The following is a 17,312-nucleotide window of genomic DNA, read 5'->3' as shown; positions in this document are numbered from 1 at the left end:
ACTGTCATGTCACCTGCAACGCCCGCCATCTGGCGGGCGTTCGCATTTTGGAGGAGAGGTGGCATAATGCCCAACAATCTTTTCCTCCTTAATGCGAGACAGGAAGTCCAATCATGTCCCATACCGCTTCTTCTCCACGCCGCCCCGTCATGCTTGTCATTCTGGACGGGTTCGGCTGGCGTGAAGAAAACTCCGATAACGCGGTAAGAATGGCAAACACCCCAACGTTTGACGGACTTTGGGCGAATAACCCGCATGCTTTTCTTAAAACATGCGGAGAAGATGTCGGGCTTCCTGAAGGCCAGATGGGCAACTCCGAAGTCGGCCACCTGAATATTGGTGCAGGCCGCGTCGTGATGCAGGAACTGCCTCGCATTTCCCGCAGCGCCCGTGACGGCTCACTCGCCGAAAATACAGCCCTCAAAGAATATATTCATGCGCTGAAAGTTTCAGGTGGAACCTGCCATCTGATGGGTCTCGTCTCGCCCGGCGGCGTTCATGCACACCAGGACCATATTCTGGCTCTCGCGAAAATCGTCAGCGCAGCAGGGGTGCCTGTCGCTCTACACATCTTCAGCGACGGCCGTGACACTCCCCCACGCTCCGGCGAGGAATTCATTTCAGCCCTCCTTCGAGATCTGCCAGAAACCGTACAGATTGCCACAATCAGTGGCCGCTACTACGCCATGGACCGCGATCGCCGTTGGGAGCGCGTCAAGCTGGCCGTGGATGCGATCCGTGATGGTCAAGGCCCTCATGCCGATAACGCCCTCTCTGTACTCGAAGCCAGTTACGCGGAGGACAAGGGAGACGAATTCGTCCTTCCAACCGTACTCGGACAGTATGGTGGCATGAAAGACGGCGATGGCATTCTCTCCTGTAATTTCCGTGCCGACCGTATCCGTCAGTTGCTGGATGTTCTCGTTGCTCCGGACTTTGATGGATACGACAGCGGCCGCCGCATCAAGTTTGCCGCCATTACCGGCATGACGCGCTACTCGGATCACCTGTCCCCTTACATGACAGTCCTGTTCCCAAAAATTCCTTTGGAAGATCTTCTGGGTGAGGTCGTGGCCAAGGCTAACAAGACTCAGCTTCGTATGGCAGAAACTGAGAAATTCCCTCACGTCACATACTTCCTGAATGGCGGTCGTGAAGTTCAGCTTCCGGGCGAAGAACGCATTCTCGTGCCGTCTCCCAAGGTCGCTACCTACGACCTGCAACCAGAAATGTCCGCTCCCGAACTGACAGATCGTGCTGTAGAAGCCATTGATTCCGGCCGCTTCGACATGATCATTCTGAACTTCGCAAACCCGGATATGGTTGGCCACACAGGCTCCCTGCCCGCTGCCATCAAGGCCTGCGAAACTGTTGATCAAGGGCTGGGCCGCATCAATGACGCACTTGTCCGTGCAGGTGGCACACTGGTCGTCACCGCCGATCACGGAAACTGCGAAACCATGCGCGACCCTGAGACGGGCGGCGTTCATACGGCCCACACCCTCAACGTCGTTCCGGTCATTCTGGCCCATGCTGAGGGCAAAACGATTCACGACGGACGCCTGGCAGACCTGGCCCCGACGCTTCTGGCACTTCTGGGTCTTGCTCAGCCCCCAGCGATGACAGGCGTCTCCCTGCTTGAAAACGCCTGACCCAGCCGTCGTTCTGCCACTGGTTTTGGCGTTCTCGCCATTGCTGGTGGCCGCGACTGCGTCCACGCCTCATGGGCATCATACCACTGCCCACGCCCACCCGACGCATGCCCTGAGCGCGGGACAACAAGCACTGGCCCGAGCTCAGGCTGCCCGGAAAGCGCTTGAGACACAGCAGGCTCAGGAAGCCGCCACACTCCGTGCCAGACAGGCTGCCGCAGTTGCCGCACAGCAAAAGGCCCTGCAGGATAGCGCGCGCAAAGATGCATTGGCCGCTCAGACCCATACGGCCCAGACCGTGGTACAGACTACACGTTCCCGTATCGCGGCTTTGAACACCGAAATCGCAGATCTCACCAGTCGGCAAGCAACCGTGCGGCAGGATATCGCCCACGAAAACCAAGCGCTCCAACCGCTCCTGCCCGTTGCAGCGAGACTCTCGATAGCGCCTGATGCTGCTCTACTGGCCTCCCCGACGACTGCGACGGAGAGCATTACCGCACTTTCCATTTTAGGAGGTTTCTCCCGCCTGACCCAGCAGCGGGCAGCAAACTTACAAACGAAGGAAGATGAGCTTCAGGATATCGGGGCCACTCTGGAAGCCCGCCAGAAAGAGCTCGATAGCCTCCTTCAGTCACAAACGCATCAACGTGATATCGCGGCCGCCAGAACCCGGATTGCGGCCAAGCAGGAAAACGTGTCGGACCAGGCCGCACGCCGTGCGAAATCCGCAGTTGCCGAAGCGATGAAGGCGTCTGCGGACCTTTCCGCAGAAATCGACGCAATCGCCCGGCAGGAAGCTCAGGCCAAAGCAACACTGGAAGCCGAAGCCCGTGCGCTCGCAAAGAGCCATCAGATGGAACAGGCGCGCAAAGCCCGTGCTCAGGTCAAAGCTCTTTCCGCCGGGAATGGTGTTTCTTCCGGGAGCGGCCATGCACCTGTCACCGGGCGTATTGCGGTCCGGTGGGGACAGGATACGGAAGCCGGTCCGTCAACAGGCATCACCTATGCCGCTGTGCCTTCTGCATCCGTTCAAGCTCCGTGCAGTGGCCGAATCGTCTTTTCTGGTCCGTTCCGCTCTTTTGGACAGATGTTGATTCTGGATTGCGGACAGAATTACCGCTTTGTTCTCTCTGGTCTGGGTTCACTGGGTGTTTCCAGCGGGCAAAGTGTCAGGAAAGCTGCCGCACTTGGGCAAATGCCGTCTGCTGAGGGGTTGCTCTTTGTCCAACTGCGCCACGGCGCCCAGATCGTCAGCCCTGCTCCGTTTCTGTGACCCTGTTTTCTGACAGGGCAGGACACTGTAAGATCACGTCTTAACATTTCGGCAACCCGTTTCGCGCTAGTTCACACACTGCAAGAGACGCCGGAAGCACGCCCGTTCCCGAGGATGGAGATCACATGAAGTTCCGTACTGGCCTGTTGCTGGGCACCGCCTTTCTGGCCGGACTGGCTGTCGGACCGGGCGCACTGCGTCTCGTCGGGTCCGCTGGCAGTTTCCCCACCGCCGCCATCGCTCGCGACGTCTCTCACGACAACAGCGCTGAAACCGTTCGCCTCCTGACCCTGCTCGGCACGGTCATGGATGTTGTGAAAGCTGAATACGTCCATCCCGTGACGGACAAAGATCTCATCAACAATGCCCTGGACGGCATGGTTGGTGAACTCGATCCCCACTCGTCTTACATGACTGCCGCCCAGTTCAAGGACATGCAGACCGAGATTTCCGGCAAGTTCGGCGGTCTGGGCCTACAGGTTCAGGCTGAATCCGGCCATGTGCGCGTTGTCTCACCAATTGATGGCACGCCTGCCGCACGGGCTGGTATCCAGACTGGTGATTTCATCACCATGGTGGATCACAAGAGCATTGATGGCCTGACGCTCGATCAAGCTGTTCGCAAGATGCGCGGCGATCCAGGAACATCCATCAGCCTGACGGTGGTTCGTCCGAAAACGGGCAAGACACTCACGTTCGACATGAAGCGCGAAATCGTTCACGTCCAGATCGTAAGGTCCGCTCTGTACGGCAGCACTGCCTATATTCGCCTGACAGAGTTCGACGATGATCTCGAAGGCGCAATGCATGCCGCTTTTGACAAGCTGAAAGCTGAAGCTGCCAAGAGTCCAGCCCACAAGCTGACAGGTATCATCCTTGATCTGCGGTCCAATCCGGGAGGCAAGCTGGATCAGGCTATTGCCGTCTCTGATGACTTCATCAAGGAGGGAGAAATCGTCTCCATCCGCGGGCGGCATGCTGAAAACAACCAGCGCTGGGATGCGCGCGGCACGGACATCACAAATGGCCTTCCGATTGTCGTCTTGACCAATGGCGGCTCTGCGTCTGCCAGTGAAATCGTGGCCGGAGCGCTGAAAGACCATCGTCGGGCTGTCATTCTGGGTGAAAAGACGTTTGGTAAGGGGTCTGTCCAAACGCTGATTCCTATTGGAGATCAGGGTGCCGTTCGCCTGACAACGGCGCGTTACTACACGCCATCTGGCCGCTCCATTCAGGGACTGGGCATCACGCCTGACATCCCCGTTGCGGAAACCAAGGACGATGACGCCTATGGTTATCGGGAAGCAGACCTGTCCCACATTCTGACCAATGTCGGTGGAAACCGGACAGCAGAAACGCCTCGGACTGACCTGCCCCCGATCTCAAAGTCCATTCCGAAAGCTCCGCCGGCAGACTGGCCGAAATTTGATCTGACCAAACCTGCGACGGACTTCCAGCTGCAGCAGGCCATCAAGGTCGTCAACGCCATGGCTGGAATTTCCAATCCTGCACCGGCTGTAGAGCAGGCCACGGAAGTCAAAGCGCCTCCAGCAGACAAAAAGGCCGCCCCTGCACCGGCGCCGACGCACTAACCCGTAGAACGATACAGGACAGCCCAGACCGTGCAGAACCGTCCCGCTTCATCCCGCTCTGGGCTCTGGAGCCGCCTTCCCGTTATCGGGCGTCTTCTGATCGTGTTCTGGGGTGTCGTCCTGGTTGGCGGCACGGCAGCAGCCCTGATGCTTCGGCATCAGACACCTGCTGACGTGCCACCACAAAAAACTAAAGTGGCTTTGGCGATACCGTCACACCCGCCAAAAAATGCTGCTTCTGGTGAGAAGACCTCCCCTCAGGCTACGCCGGTAATTCAGAATTCCAAAGCCGCTCTCAATGCAAATTCATCGGTCTCACCAGTGCAACCTGCGTCAGCTATAAAAACGCCGGAAATGCCGCCTCCGATTGCGCAGACAACCCATACTGATCTGGCAACAATTACAACTTCAGGCAACAGCGTTGTGGCCATCGTGCTCGAAGGTTTCGGGTATTCAGACGCCATGACATATGACGTCCTTTCCCGCATCCCTGAGCCTGTTGCGGTCGGTGTGTCACCCTATCTTGGCAACCTGACGGACGTCCTGTCCCGAGCACACGCTGCCCATCGCGAAACTTACGTCACACTCCCCATGCAAAGCGCTCATCCGGAGCAGGTTGACGAAGGCCCTCATGCGTTAGGCTATGGCAATTCGGAAGCGGAAGACCGACAGGAACTGGACTGGTGCCTCTCGCAGGCTAAAGGGGCCACAGGTCTAACAGATGCTTCCGAAGCCGGAGACAGCCAACCGGCAGATGGCTACGCAGCTACGCCTGCATTTCAATCTCTGGCAGATACGATTTCCAGCCGTGGCTTTCTGTATATCAGCAGATCTTCGCAGGAAGACCGTCGTATCCGGGGTATGACAGCGTCCACGTGGATCAATGGTGACACAGATGCCAAAACGCTTGACGCAAAGTTTGCAGCCCTAGTCCCAGACGGGGCCAAGCCCACCCATATTCTGTTGATGATGGGGCCGCTGACACCCGTCGCAATCGACCGCCTTGAAGCATGGTTGAAAAGCCCGGCGGCAGAGCGTTTCATTCTGGTCCCACCCTCCGCACTTGCCGATAACGGCACGACGGATCATCAGGCATCCATTCAGTCAACAAACATCCAGACGGCACCCCTATGACCGATTTTTCAGACCTGCCCTACCGCCCAAATGTTGGCGTGGCGTTGTTCAATCGTCATGGAGAGCTCTTCGTCGCCCGTCGCGCCGATCTTCCTGGAGACATCTGGCAATGTCCCCAGGGCGGTATTGATGACGGAGAAGACCCGCGAACTGCGGCCTTCCGTGAACTTAAAGAAGAAACTGGGTGCACGAAGGCGACACTGCTCGCAGAACGGCCGGACTGGCTGTCCTATGATCTTCCTGCTGCCCTGATTGGTCGCGCGCTAGGCGGAAAATTCAGAGGCCAGACACAGAAATGGTTCGTTCTCGGATTTGATGGGGAAGACGGGGATATCCGTCTGGATCTTCATCTCCCGCCCGAGTTCGATACATGGGAATGGATTGCCCCTGAGGATCTTCTTCAGCGCAATCTGGGGTTCAAACGAGAGCTTTATGAAACGCTCCTGCCTGAACTCAAAAACCTCTATCAGGCCGCTTCAAGAGACTGGCTTCGGACCAAGCGGGCGTAGAGACCGTTCTTTTTGAGCAACTCCGCATGAGACCCAGATTCAACGGCCTTGCCTCCATCCATCACAACGATAACGTCGGCAGCCTGCACGGTTGAAAGTCGGTGCGCCACAATAACAGTGGTGCGACCTGTGCGAAGCGTACCGAGAGCTTCCTGAACACGAGATTCACTCTCGGAATCCAGCGCACTTGTTGCTTCGTCCAGCAACAGTACGCGCGGGTTACGCAGAAGAGCCCGCGCAAGAGCAACACGCTGTCGCTGTCCTCCTGAAAGGCGCCGCCCCCCCGGCCCAACACGCGTTTCCAGTCCATGCGGGAGGTTGCCGAGAAAATCGACAGCCGCCATCCGACAGGCGTTCTCGACCTCTTCCCTGCTCGCATCCGGGCGGCCAATCCAGATATTTTCCATGAGCGACATATCGAAAAGCGTCGTGTCCTGACTGACATACGCAATCGCATCACGCAGGGACGATACGCGCACATCCCGGATATCTACGCCCTCCAGCAGAATACGCCCTGCCGTCACGTCATGCAGACGTGGGATAAGGGAGAGTGCAGTCGACTTTCCCGCACCACTAGGGCCCACCAGCGCGACTGTTTGCCCTGGTTGAACATCCAGGGTCAGACCGGCCAATCCGACACGCCCATCTTCGTATTCGTAGGACGCCTCTTCGAAAACCAGATGCCCTGTCCCAGTTGGGACCGCCAGCGCGTCCGTCCGTTCGACAACCGCAGGAGGCTCATCAATCACTGCAAAGACACGAGACAGCCCGGCCAATCCTTCCTGCATCGCCGTATTGAGAGAGCCCAGAGCCCGAATTGGGCGCGCCGCAGTCAGCAGCGCTGTGATGAAAGCTGTGAAATCGCCAAGCGTAGCGCCCCCCATGGCCGCACGCCACCCAGCGAAGCCCAGCACAACGGCAACAGCTGTTCCACCCAGAACTTCCAGAACGGGATCGACGCGTGCACGTCCCTTCGCAATCCGCAGAAAAGCAGTGTGCAACAGATCCAGAGAATGATCGACGCGCTCGCTTTCCCGGCTTTCCATCCGGTAAATGCGCACCTGACGCGCCAGGGCAAAGCTCTCATTGAGGAGCGCAGAAGTCTCGCCAATCTGCTCCTGCATTCCCCCCGAAGCCCGACGAACCTTTTTACCAAGCTTCTGAATCGGCACTGCTGCGACGGGATAAAGCACCAGGGCAATCAGGCTAAGTTCCCAGTCAGCCCAGATCATAGCTGCTACAAGCCCGACCACAGTAACAGCGTCGCCCAGCGCATTCACGACCCGAATCATGGCTTCACGGATCGAAACAGCGTCCGTTGTGAAACGTGCGGCCCACTGAGCAGGCGCTTCGCGCTCAATGCGCGAAATGTCCGTTTGCAGAGCATGTGCAAACATCCGCGACTGAAGCCCGCGGATAACAGTCAGTACCAGCCCTTGAACGGCAATTGTCTGCCCATACTGGGAGGCAGCCTTGAGGGTCGTCACAATCACAACGAGTGCCGGCACCTGATAGAGAATGCGCGGGTCCTGAGCCGCAAACATGTCTACAGCGCGTTTGATCACCACTGGATAGAGCGCCGTCAGTCCTGCCATCAGAACCGTCAGCACAACCACGCTCACAATCTGGCGCACGTGATGACGCATTTCATCACGCCAGATCCGTCGAATCAGAATCTGGCTGTCTGTATCAAGGGCTGTCTTTCTGCTCATTCGATGGGGTTTAGCAGGCCTCTGCAAAAGCACGAAACCGCGACGACACCATGTGCCTACTCTGACGCGTCGCCCATCTCATCCAGAAGATACGCCACGCATGCGTCTCGGCCCGGAAGGCACCCCTGGTTCATCCACCATAAACGCCCCTTAGCCAACCACTGCCCCATGCCTGGGCCTGGCATAATCCCGGCGTCTCTGGCCTCTTTGCCTCCAAGCGGGAACACAGGTTGCGGTTCCTGCGTCAGACGATCTCGCAGCCTGTTCCATTCAATACTCGGGGCACCCATGAGAGCAGCCTGCAACAGCCAGCTTCTGTCCAGCAAGACGGGAAGGTTTTGTTCCACACGTGCTCGCCGGATATCGTCAGCAGACATTGCGGGTGCCAGATCTGGCCGATCAAAATCAAACAAACGCAGCCGGTCACGATCCGCATTGGAGAGCCTTAGACGCTCTGCCAACGTTTCACCTTGCCCATGACCGAGAGCCGACAGCCGCAACACTGGATCTTCTGGCGCTTCACACATCAGAAGCCGCTGTAACAGGACCAGATTGGGTGCAGGGACAATCCGAGCCAAAAGGCCGACGTCCTGCATAGCCTGCAACGTTTCCTGCAACCTTGGCCCCGTCAGAATCCGTAGCAGCTCTGAAGCAATCCGTTCGGCAGACAAGCCATCAATCAGATCAAGCCGTTCCGCAATCGCCGTGCAGGCCTCATGATCCGGTGTTCCCCTGCCATAGCGCGCATCGAAGCGAAAAAATCTGAGCGCCCGCAGAGCATCTTCCTCAATGCGACGCCCGGCGTTTCCAACAAATCGAACGTGATAGGCTTCAAGATCTTGGCTGCCCTGGAAATAGTCATGCAGACGATCATGCCGATCCAGAGACATCGCGTTGATGGTAAAATCGCGACGTGCAGCGTCCTCTTCCCAGCTTTCTGTCCAGGCAACAACAGCATGCCGACCATCTGTCTGCTCGTCACGTCGCAGAGTTGTAATTTCGTACGACACACCCCGAATCACAGCCGTCACAGTGCCATGAGATAATCCGGTCGGAATAACCCGGACTCCGTCGGCCCTCAGAATGTCCTGTACGTTTTCGGGAGGCTCAGGTGTTGCCATATCCAGATCGTGCACGGAGACGCCCCGCAGCAGATCTCTGACGGACCCGCCAACCAAACGTGCCTCTGGCAGGAGCCTCCACAACACATCCAGACCACTCCGGTCGTCCAGACGGGCCAAAAGTCCGGATGTCTCCATCATGGTTGGCGGGATAACGGGAAGAAACAGTCCTGACTCCAGACGCCCAGACACGGCTTGCCCTCAACATGGCCCTGCACGGCAAGAGCCGCGAGCTCAAAATGGACGGATCGGCTGATTCGCGCCTGGATCGGGAAATCACCTTCCCCGTTTCTCAAATGAACGTAAGGAATGGCGCCACACTCATCGAGCGGACGGTCCCAGTCACACGCGATAGGGTGTTCCGGCCCCACGCAAACGAGTTCGTCCATATTGGTGCGGAAACAGAGCGTCTGGTGGCGCCCACAACTTCCCCGAAAGTCCATTTCAACGGCGATGTAGGGGACGTCCTCGACCTGAATAACCCCGCTTTCCATGGGCGTTTTCAGCCAGTACGTGCCTTCGCTATCGCGTGTCAGCATGGAAGAAAACATGCAAAGCATCGCCTTGCGCGTCACGGGAGACCCCCGATACAGCCAGGTGCCATCCCTACGAATCAGAAATGGAATTTTCCGGACACCGGTAGCCGGTGCTGGAGCCGCATCAGCAGATCCCGTCGCGGGGAAAACGTCAGATGGGGAGACATCCCGACAATCATGAGCGCTCAATTTTCCCTCCGGTTAAAATGAAAACTTCTCTTCTCACACCAAGTTGGGTGCAATCGAGCCTTGATGAAACCCCCACACCTGTCAGACTGGTGATATGAGCGAGCAGCATTATTCTACCGGCGCCTCCGCCGGAACCCTCCGGGGCGAAGCAGATGTGGCCGAGGCCGATCGTCTGGCCCCTGTTCTCCGCGATGTCCACACAGCTATCGGCAGTATCGTGCTGGGACAAGACCGGGTGATCGAGCAGGTTCTCGTCACGATCCTGTCTGGCGGTCACGCACTTCTGATGGGCGCGCCGGGCCTCGGCAAAACCCTTCTCGTCAACACGGCCTCCCGCGTGCTGGGCCTGGATGCCACGCGTATCCAGTTTACGCCTGATCTGATGCCATCAGACATCACGGGTGCTGAAATCCTGGATCAGGACGTTAACGGACAGCGGGCGTTCCGATTCCTTCCTGGCCCGATCTTCGGACAGCTTGTACTGGCGGATGAAATCAACCGCGCAAGCCCCCGCACGCAGTCCGCCCTGTTGCAGGCCATGGCAGAACACCGCGTGACGCAGGGGGGCAAGGATTACATTCTTCCAAGTCCCTTCCACGTTCTCGCAACACAGAACCCGATCGAGCAGGAGGGCACCTACCCGCTGCCAGAAGCACAGCTCGATCGATTCATGCTTCGCATTCCGCTGGATTTCCCAAATCGGGACGCAGAGCGCCAGATGCTCCTGCAAACCACGGGCGCCACGACGGCACAGGCGCCGACGCTTCTGAACGCCGAATCCCTTCTGGCAGCACAGGCCCTCGTTCGTCGGCTTCCTGTTGGCGATAAAATCGTTGACGCAATCCTGAGCTTGACGCGCGCGCTTCGTCCAGAAGACCCGTCTGCTTCTTCCGAAGTGCGGGATGCCGTTTCTTTCGGCCCAGGTCCTCGCGCCGCGCAGGCCCTGATGATTGCGACCCGTGCCCGCGCCCTGCTGAACGGCCGTCTTGCCCCCAGCCTGGACGATGTCATCGCGCTGGCAGAACCCGTCCTCTCACACCGTATCGGTCTTGGCTTCAGTGCGCGGGCCTCCGGCGTAACAGTCGAAGCCCTGATCCGCGCACAGGCTCAAACGATCCTCTGACCCCTGTGAAAAGTCCGATTGAAACGCTCCGGGGCCTGTTCTCTTCCCAGAACAGGCCCTCTCCCGCCTCTCTCACGGCACCAGCCGAGCAACTCGCCCTGCCGGCTCTGCTGCTTCAGGCCGAAAAGATTGCAGCCAGCCTTCAGGCCGGCGCACATGGCCGCAGACGTTCCGGGAGTGGAGAAGACTTCTGGCAGTTCCGTCCCTATCACTCTGGGGAACCGGCAACGGCCATTGACTGGCGGCAGTCCGCGCGCTCTCCCATCGAAAACACGTTCTGGGTGCGGGAACGGGAGCGGGAAAACGCCCAGTCTCTGCTCGTGTGGTGCGACCCTTCTGCATCCATGGGCTGGCGGTCTTCCAACCAGCTCCCCACCAAACGGGAGCGTGCTCAGCTCTGTACACTGGCACTGGCCGGTGCGGCTCTCCGCGGTGGTGAACGGGCTGGCCTTCTGACAGGGCCAGAAGCCGGACGCGTTTTTGGTGGAGCTCAGGTGCTCAGCCGGCTTGGCGAAGCTCTCCTTCACTCTTCGACGGATGAACCAGAACTTCCTCCCCTGAATGCGCTGTCACCTCAGACAGATCTGGTTCTCATCAGTGACTTTCTTTGGGAAGAAGACCGGATCGAAGCCGTTCTCAAGCATTGCGCCAGTCGGCCTGTCCGCGTCCATCTGCTCTGCATTCTGGATCCCGGCGAGCGTTCCCTTAACCAGACAGGACGAATCCGCTTTTCCGGTCTGGAGGGCGGTGTTCTGACCCTTCCCGCCGTGGAAAGTCTCAATTCAGCCTATGAACACGCAGTCGCAGCGCATCTGGATGCGTTGAAAGCAAGTGCAGCAAACCTGCATGCAGACTGCATTGTGCATGAAACGTCGCAGGACCCACTCCCTGCGCTGCTGGCCCTCCACCTTGCCATGGGAAGCGGACGATGATTTTTCTTTCGCCTCTTCTTCTGCTTGGTCTACTGGCACTTCCAGCGCTGTGGTGGCTTGTCCGCGCGACACCTCCTGCCCCGCAGGAGAAATCCTTTCCATCACTGCTGCTGCTCCGCCGCCTGACGGCGCAGCGGGAGGATGCAGCCCGTTCGCCTCTGTGGCTCCTGATTCTCCGGATTGCCGCAGTTGCACTGGTTATTTTCGGCCTTTCCCGTCCCGTTTTCATTCCACACAGCTCTGGGAAGACTAACGGTCCCGTCCTCATTGTTATGGATGACGGATGGGCCGCAATCCCGCACTGGAATGAACGCGTTGCAGCGGCTCTTTCCCTTGGACAATCGGCTCTCCGCAGCGGAAACCCGGTAACACTTGTTCGTGCAGCCCGCTCCCCCGATGGCGCAATGCCGGAGCCTTTCGTTACGAGAGATAGCCACGCTCTTTCGGAACGTCTTGAGCACATGCGCCCTCAGCCTTGGCCGGTTGATCGCGCAGGGCTGGCTGACGAGCTTGGCCATATGGATCTGTCGAACCAACATATTACTCTGCTATCTGACGGGGTCGCCGCCCCTCATGACGAAGCTCTACAAAAAGCCTTAAGCAAAGCAGAAGCCGTGCAGGATATGCGCTGGAACCCCTGCGATGTTCTACGCCTGAGCGCCAATCAAGAGGCAAACGGCACTCTTCATGCAAAGGTCGAAGGGTTTTCCTGCCCCAGCCGAACAGTCACGGTTCGTGCCGTTGCAGGGAATAGCGGGACCTTGGCAGCGTATCCGGTTCAGGTTGGCGAAGACAAAATACTTCCGCTACCTGCGCTGCTTCGTAACCAGCTGGATCATTTCGCTGTAGAAGGCCTGGCAGGCCCAGCGACGACAGTGCTGAGAGGAGACGCCGGGCATCGTCGCCCTGTTGGTCTCCTTCAGACGCCCGGCGACAACACACCGCTCATTGGTTCAGCATTCTTCCTTAACCATGCGCTCGATACACTCTCGGAACGCCGAACCGGTGACGCGAACGCTCTGCTTGGTTCATCACTTTCCGTCTTGGTGGCCACCGATGGGTCCCTGTCTGGCGACCAGACCCGCAACCGCGTTCTGGAGTGGGTCCACCATGGTGGAATGCTTATCCGCTTTGCTGGGCCGGGCCTTGCAGCCGCTCAGTCTTCGCAACAGGATAACGCGACCGACGACGCACCGGATGCTCTGCTGCCCGTTCCCCTGATGAGCGGTATGCGCCAGCTTGGGGGGCCGATGTCCTGGGGCAAGCCTCAGGCTCTGGAAACTTTCCCTGCCACGTCGCCTTTTGCTGACCTCGCCATTCCGCCAGACGTGACAGTCTCACGCCAGGTTCTTGCGAAGCCGGAAACGGGTTTGCAGGATCACGTCTGGGCCGCCTTGGCAGACGGGACGCCGCTGGTCACGGCACGGTCGGAAGGCAATGGAGAAATTGTCCTGTTCCACATCACAGCCTCTCCTGACTGGTCCAATCTTCCCATTTCCGGCCTATTTCCACAGATGCTGGAGCGTCTGATCGAGCGCTCCGCAGGAGTGACTGGCACGAGCCCCACCGATCTTACCCCTTGGCGCACGCTGGACAGTACCGGCGGCCTTATTATGCCTCCCGCAGCAGCCAGGGCCGTCAAAGCCAATGCTCTTGCCACCACAGAAGTCAGCGTCACTCACCCAGCAGGGCTCTATGGTCCCGTCCACGGAACACGCCCACTGAACCTGTCAGACCATGCCCCTCCGCTTCATGAAGAGGCGCTCATGGGAACGCAGCTTACGCCTGAAGGCGCGTCGCCAGACCGGCCGCTTGGCCCATGGCTTCTTGCCACCGGACTGCTGGTATTGCTTGTGGATTTTGCATTGTCCCTGCGACGGCGTGGCCTGCTTGGCCCTCTGTGTGGTGCACTTGTGGTACTTTCGTTCCAACAGGCTCAGGCTCAGGCTCAGCAACCAGTCCCCTCAGCACTCCCGACAACGGTGCCGCAGGCCGCATTGGAGACCCGGCTGGCTTACGTCGTCACGGGCAATGACGATGTGGATACAGCTTCCCGGGAGGGACTTCAGGGATTGTCTGACTATACAAGTGCCCGAAGCTCTGCCCTTCTTGGACACCCTGACGGTGTTGTTCCCGGGAAAGACGATCTGGCGTTCTATCCGCTCATCTACTGGCCCATTACAGCAGATGCACAACCGGATGCCGCTCGCACCAAAGCCCTGAACGCCTTCATGGATCACGGCGGAATTCTGCTCATTGATCAGCAGGGCGCCGGCACGGATATGGATGCAGGATCAGGAGGTGCTGTGAGAGCCGCTTTGAAGCGCGTCACGGACGGACTGACCATTCCTCCTCTTGCCAAACTTACGGACAAGCACGTTCTGGGGCACACGTTCTATCTGCTCCACAGCGGCTTCCCGGGGCGCGTCAATGGGCAGCCCGTTTATGTGGCTCGTAACGGAGATGAAGCGAACGATGATGTCAGTCCTGTCATCATCGGCAACGGTGACTGGGCCCACGCATGGGCTGTCGATGCGTCCGGTAACCACCCTTACGCCGTTCTCCCCGGCGGGGATGATCAACGCACACAAGCCTATCGCTTTGGCGTCAACATGGTGCTCTACGCCCTGACCGGAAACTACAAGAGCGATCAGGCCCATTACCCGGAAATGCTCCATCGCCTGGGGCAGGACAATCCTGACACGCAAACCCCTTCCGTCGGCACGGACGAAGACGAGGAGGACGCACCATGACGTTCGACCTTGCCCCCATGCTTCCACTTTGGCTTCTGGCTACTGTGGGCGCACTCATTATTTTAGGCGCCCTTTACGGTCTGGTGCGTGGTGCACGCGGGATGGTCTGGCGTGCATTGGCCGTTCTGATGCTTCTGGGCTGGATGGCTGGACCGCGCTCCCTGCATCCAGTTCTTCGACCTGTTCCACAGGATGCCCTTCTGATCGTGGATCATTCTCCGTCCATGCAGGTCGGGCAGCGTGCATCTCTCGCAGATCAGACAGCCAATCAGATCACGCAGGATGCAACGCACCTGCCGGGCCTGACACTTCATCGCATTGATGTGCCGGGAGGCTCAGGCCACGGAACGCGCCTGTTTGACGCGATGGATCACGCGGATCTGCCGCAAGGTCGGTTTGCCGGGGCCATCGTTGTCACGGATGGCATGGATCATGACGTTCCGTCCCGGCTTCCAACTCGCTTTCAGGGGCCGAACGGACAGAGATTACCGCTTCATCTGGTTCTGGCGGCGAAGGGAGAAGAAACGGATCGTCGTCTGCGAATTTTGAGCACTCCGCCGTATGCCATTGTCGGCCAGAACGCGACCATTCGCCTTCAAGTCGACGATCTGGGAACGCCTGCCCCGGCGACAGCAACCCTGACTGTCCGTGCGGGAGATGCTTCTGCAACGACCCGGACAATCCAAACAGGCCAGCCGCAAGATATTACCGTTCCTGTTCAGCACCCCGGTGAAACACTGGTTGGCCTCTCCGTCTCAGTCCTCCCAGGCGAGGCCTCTACGCTGAACAACAACGATGTTATTCGCATTCGCGGCGTTCGGGACCGTCTGCGCGTTCTGCTGGTTTCTGGCGTCCCGAACCAGAGTGAGCGTGTTTGGCGCCGCCTGCTGAAAGCGGACCCGTCGGTCGATCTGGTCCACTTCACCATTCTCCGCTCCCCGAGCACAGATGATGGCACACCGCTTTCGGATCTGGCGCTGATACCTTTCCCGATCAGGGAACTGTTCCAGGAAAAAATCCGCAGCTTTGATCTCATTATTCTGGATGGATTTCGTAACAGCAATATCCTGCCGGAAGAGTATCTGACAAACATCGCGGATTATGTTCGCCGTGGTGGTGGCCTGCTTGTCACGGCGGGGCCAGAATTCGTGCAGGATGGCTCCTTGCAGGACACGACACTGGCTCAGGTTTTTCCAGCACATGTCCCAACCGATGGTCTCGTAACGCAGGCTTTTCGTCCGGCCCTGACAGACCTTGGCAAAGCTCATCCTGTCACTGCGGGACTGGGAAACAGCGCTGACTGGGGCCCTTGGTACCGCTCAGCGAAGGTGGATCAGTCCCACGGCCAGAATCTAATGAGCGGCCCCAATGGCTCACCTCTCCTTCTGCTTGACCGAGTGGATCAAGGGCGCGTGGCGATGCTGCTGTCTGATCAGCTCTGGCTCTGGTCCCGCAATGAGGGCGGCGGGGGTCCGCAGGCTGAGTTGCTGCGCCGTCTTTCGCACTGGCTCATGAAGGAGCCGGATCTTGAAGAAAACCGGCTGAGTGCCCGCATTGAAAATGGTCAGCTTGTGGTGGACCGTCACGCATTGGGTCAGACAACAATAACACCGCAAGCCATGGTCACCTTTCCGGACGGGCACACCCAGCCCCTCCCCATGACAGGCGGAAAAGGCCTTTGGCATGGCACAGTGCCTGTAACAGGCAGCGGGATCTGGACCATCCGGCAAGATGGCCTCGTGGCCTTCGCCAGCCCTGCCGCACAGGATATTCTTGAACGGCAGGACCTCCGCGCGACCGCAACAGTTATGGGCGCCACGGCCCAGGCCTCGGGCGGAAGCCAGAACTGGGCAGGAATCGGTATTCCTCATCTGCGCCAGGTCACAGCTGGTCAAGATCTCTCCGGCTCCGGGTGGATCGGCCTGCCTGTGAGTCAGACTGCGGTCGCAGGAGAGACACGTACACAGGACCTTGTTCCGGCATGGCTGGCGCTCGTTCTGGCTCTGATATTCCTTGGCATGGGCTGGTGGCGGGAAGGACGTTGATATTGCAGCATGTGACAAGTTGCGGACGACGATTCTGGAGACTCGCACAGGACTTCAGATCGCAGTATATTGACCCTATGCGACTGCCCCTCACCCTGCCCCGCCTTCTGCTGATTGCCGCTTTGGCAGCCACACCGACAATCTTCGTGCCCTGGCACTCTGCCCATGCGCAGGATGCCGATGACGCGGAAGCTGAACAGGATGCGGAAGAATCTGCCAAAAAGGCAGAAGCCCGCAAGGCTGCCAAACGTGCAGCTCCTCCTTCAGCCCTGCCAGGTGCAGAAGCCGCAGATGACGACGCAGGTCATGCGCGTGTGGACACGAACCCGACGACGGCTCTTTTCGATGCCATTAATCGCGGTTCGCTGAATGCGTCAAAGGAAGCCTTGAATCGCGGTGCTGACATGAATGGCCACAACATTCTTGATCAAACCCCACTGGACATGGCGATTGACCTCAACCGCAAGGACATCATGTTCCTGCTGCTTTCCATGCGGACCTATAATCCGGATGGACGTCTGGAAACGAGCGTTAAGGATAGCGGCGTGCAGATGAAAGGTGGCAGCGGTCACCTGACAATCGGCGGCAAAGCCTCGACAGCAACCCGTGCGGCGCCTTCTCCTCATTTCGATGAAAAGGGCGGTACCGCTGATCCGGCATCCGGCTTCCTTGGATTTGCAGGACGCTGATTTCCTAACGTTTTAGAAACAGAAAAGGCCTGAAGGAGAGTTCTCCTTC

Annotated in this window: 13 protein-coding genes; 10 read left to right on the top strand and 3 right to left on the bottom strand. The window is 58.6% G+C overall.

Annotated elements, in window-relative coordinates; translation table 11 throughout:
- Window positions 1–113 precede the first annotated feature (113 nt).
- From gpmI to R5H23_RS11930, 5 genes are all read left to right on the top strand, one after another.
- Complete coding sequence (gene gpmI, locus R5H23_RS11950; RefSeq protein WP_317215550.1) at window positions 114–1,652, top strand: 2,3-bisphosphoglycerate-independent phosphoglycerate mutase; 1,539 nt, start codon at window positions 114–116, stop codon at window positions 1,650–1,652.
- Window positions 1,639–2,928 carry a peptidoglycan DD-metalloendopeptidase family protein gene (locus tag R5H23_RS11945; protein ID WP_317215549.1) on the top strand — a complete coding sequence of 430 codons (1,290 nt, stop codon included), beginning with the start codon at window positions 1,639–1,641 and terminating at the stop codon, window positions 2,926–2,928. Before gpmI ends, R5H23_RS11945 begins: the two co-directional genes overlap by 14 nt.
- A gap of 125 nt (window positions 2,929–3,053) precedes the next feature.
- Complete coding sequence (locus tag R5H23_RS11940; protein ID WP_099213195.1) at window positions 3,054–4,520, top strand: S41 family peptidase; 1,467 nt, start codon at window positions 3,054–3,056, stop codon at window positions 4,518–4,520.
- A gap of 30 nt (window positions 4,521–4,550) precedes the next feature.
- A complete protein-coding gene (locus R5H23_RS11935) occupies window positions 4,551–5,654 on the top strand; it encodes a divergent polysaccharide deacetylase family protein (RefSeq protein ID WP_317215548.1) in 1,104 nt (367 codons plus the stop codon).
- Window positions 5,651–6,163 carry an RNA pyrophosphohydrolase gene (locus R5H23_RS11930; protein WP_317215547.1) on the top strand — a complete coding sequence of 171 codons (513 nt, stop codon included), beginning with the start codon at window positions 5,651–5,653 and terminating at the stop codon, window positions 6,161–6,163. Before R5H23_RS11935 ends, R5H23_RS11930 begins: the two co-directional genes overlap by 4 nt.
- On the opposite strand, the gene R5H23_RS11925 is transcribed toward R5H23_RS11930, so the two are convergent.
- The 3 genes from R5H23_RS11925 to R5H23_RS11915 are packed head-to-tail and all read right to left on the bottom strand — an operon-like array spanning window position 6,121 to window position 9,721.
- Complete coding sequence (locus R5H23_RS11925) at window positions 6,121–7,875, bottom strand: ABC transporter ATP-binding protein (RefSeq protein ID WP_317215546.1); 1,755 nt, start codon at window positions 7,873–7,875, stop codon at window positions 6,121–6,123. The two genes, R5H23_RS11930 and R5H23_RS11925, sit on opposite strands and share 43 nt — an antisense overlap.
- A 56-nt stretch (window positions 7,876–7,931) precedes the next feature.
- Window positions 7,932–9,137, bottom strand: a complete 1,206-nt coding sequence (locus R5H23_RS11920) for a CCA tRNA nucleotidyltransferase (RefSeq protein ID WP_317215610.1) — start codon at window positions 9,135–9,137, stop codon at window positions 7,932–7,934.
- Window positions 9,134–9,721 (bottom strand): DUF1285 domain-containing protein, encoded by a 588-nt coding sequence (locus R5H23_RS11915; RefSeq protein ID WP_086632964.1) that lies wholly within the window; start codon window positions 9,719–9,721, stop codon window positions 9,134–9,136. Before R5H23_RS11915 ends, R5H23_RS11920 begins: the two co-directional genes overlap by 4 nt.
- 94 nt (window positions 9,722–9,815) lie before the next feature.
- Between R5H23_RS11915 and R5H23_RS11910 the strand changes: the two genes are divergently transcribed.
- The 5 genes from R5H23_RS11910 (at window position 9,816) to R5H23_RS11890 (ending at window position 17,263) form a co-directional block, all read left to right on the top strand.
- Complete coding sequence (locus R5H23_RS11910; protein ID WP_317215544.1) at window positions 9,816–10,844, top strand: MoxR family ATPase; 1,029 nt, start codon at window positions 9,816–9,818, stop codon at window positions 10,842–10,844.
- Between the two features lie 5 nt (window positions 10,845–10,849).
- Window positions 10,850–11,776, top strand: coding sequence for a DUF58 domain-containing protein (locus tag R5H23_RS11905; RefSeq protein ID WP_317215543.1), 927 nt, complete (start codon window positions 10,850–10,852; stop codon window positions 11,774–11,776).
- Entirely contained in the window at window positions 11,773–14,529 is a 2,757-nt protein-coding gene (locus R5H23_RS11900; RefSeq protein WP_317215542.1) for a DUF4159 domain-containing protein, read from the top strand. The genes R5H23_RS11905 and R5H23_RS11900 overlap by 4 nt, the downstream gene beginning before the upstream one ends.
- Window positions 14,526–16,574 carry a VWA domain-containing protein gene (locus R5H23_RS11895; protein WP_317215541.1) on the top strand — a complete coding sequence of 683 codons (2,049 nt, stop codon included), beginning with the start codon at window positions 14,526–14,528 and terminating at the stop codon, window positions 16,572–16,574. Before R5H23_RS11900 ends, R5H23_RS11895 begins: the two co-directional genes overlap by 4 nt.
- Window positions 16,575–16,651: 77 nt before the next feature.
- On the top strand, window positions 16,652–17,263 hold the full coding sequence (locus tag R5H23_RS11890) for an ankyrin repeat domain-containing protein (RefSeq protein WP_099213186.1): 612 nt from the start codon (window positions 16,652–16,654) through the stop codon (window positions 17,261–17,263).
- Window positions 17,264–17,312: the final 49 nt, after the last annotated feature.

The sequence above is a fragment of the Gluconobacter sp. GP1 genome (assembly GCF_032913585.1).
In the GTDB taxonomy this organism is placed as follows: domain Bacteria; phylum Pseudomonadota; class Alphaproteobacteria; order Acetobacterales; family Acetobacteraceae; genus Gluconobacter; species Gluconobacter cerinus.
The sequence above is the reverse complement of the archived record's forward strand: the minus strand, read 5'-3'. Positions and strand labels throughout refer to the sequence as shown.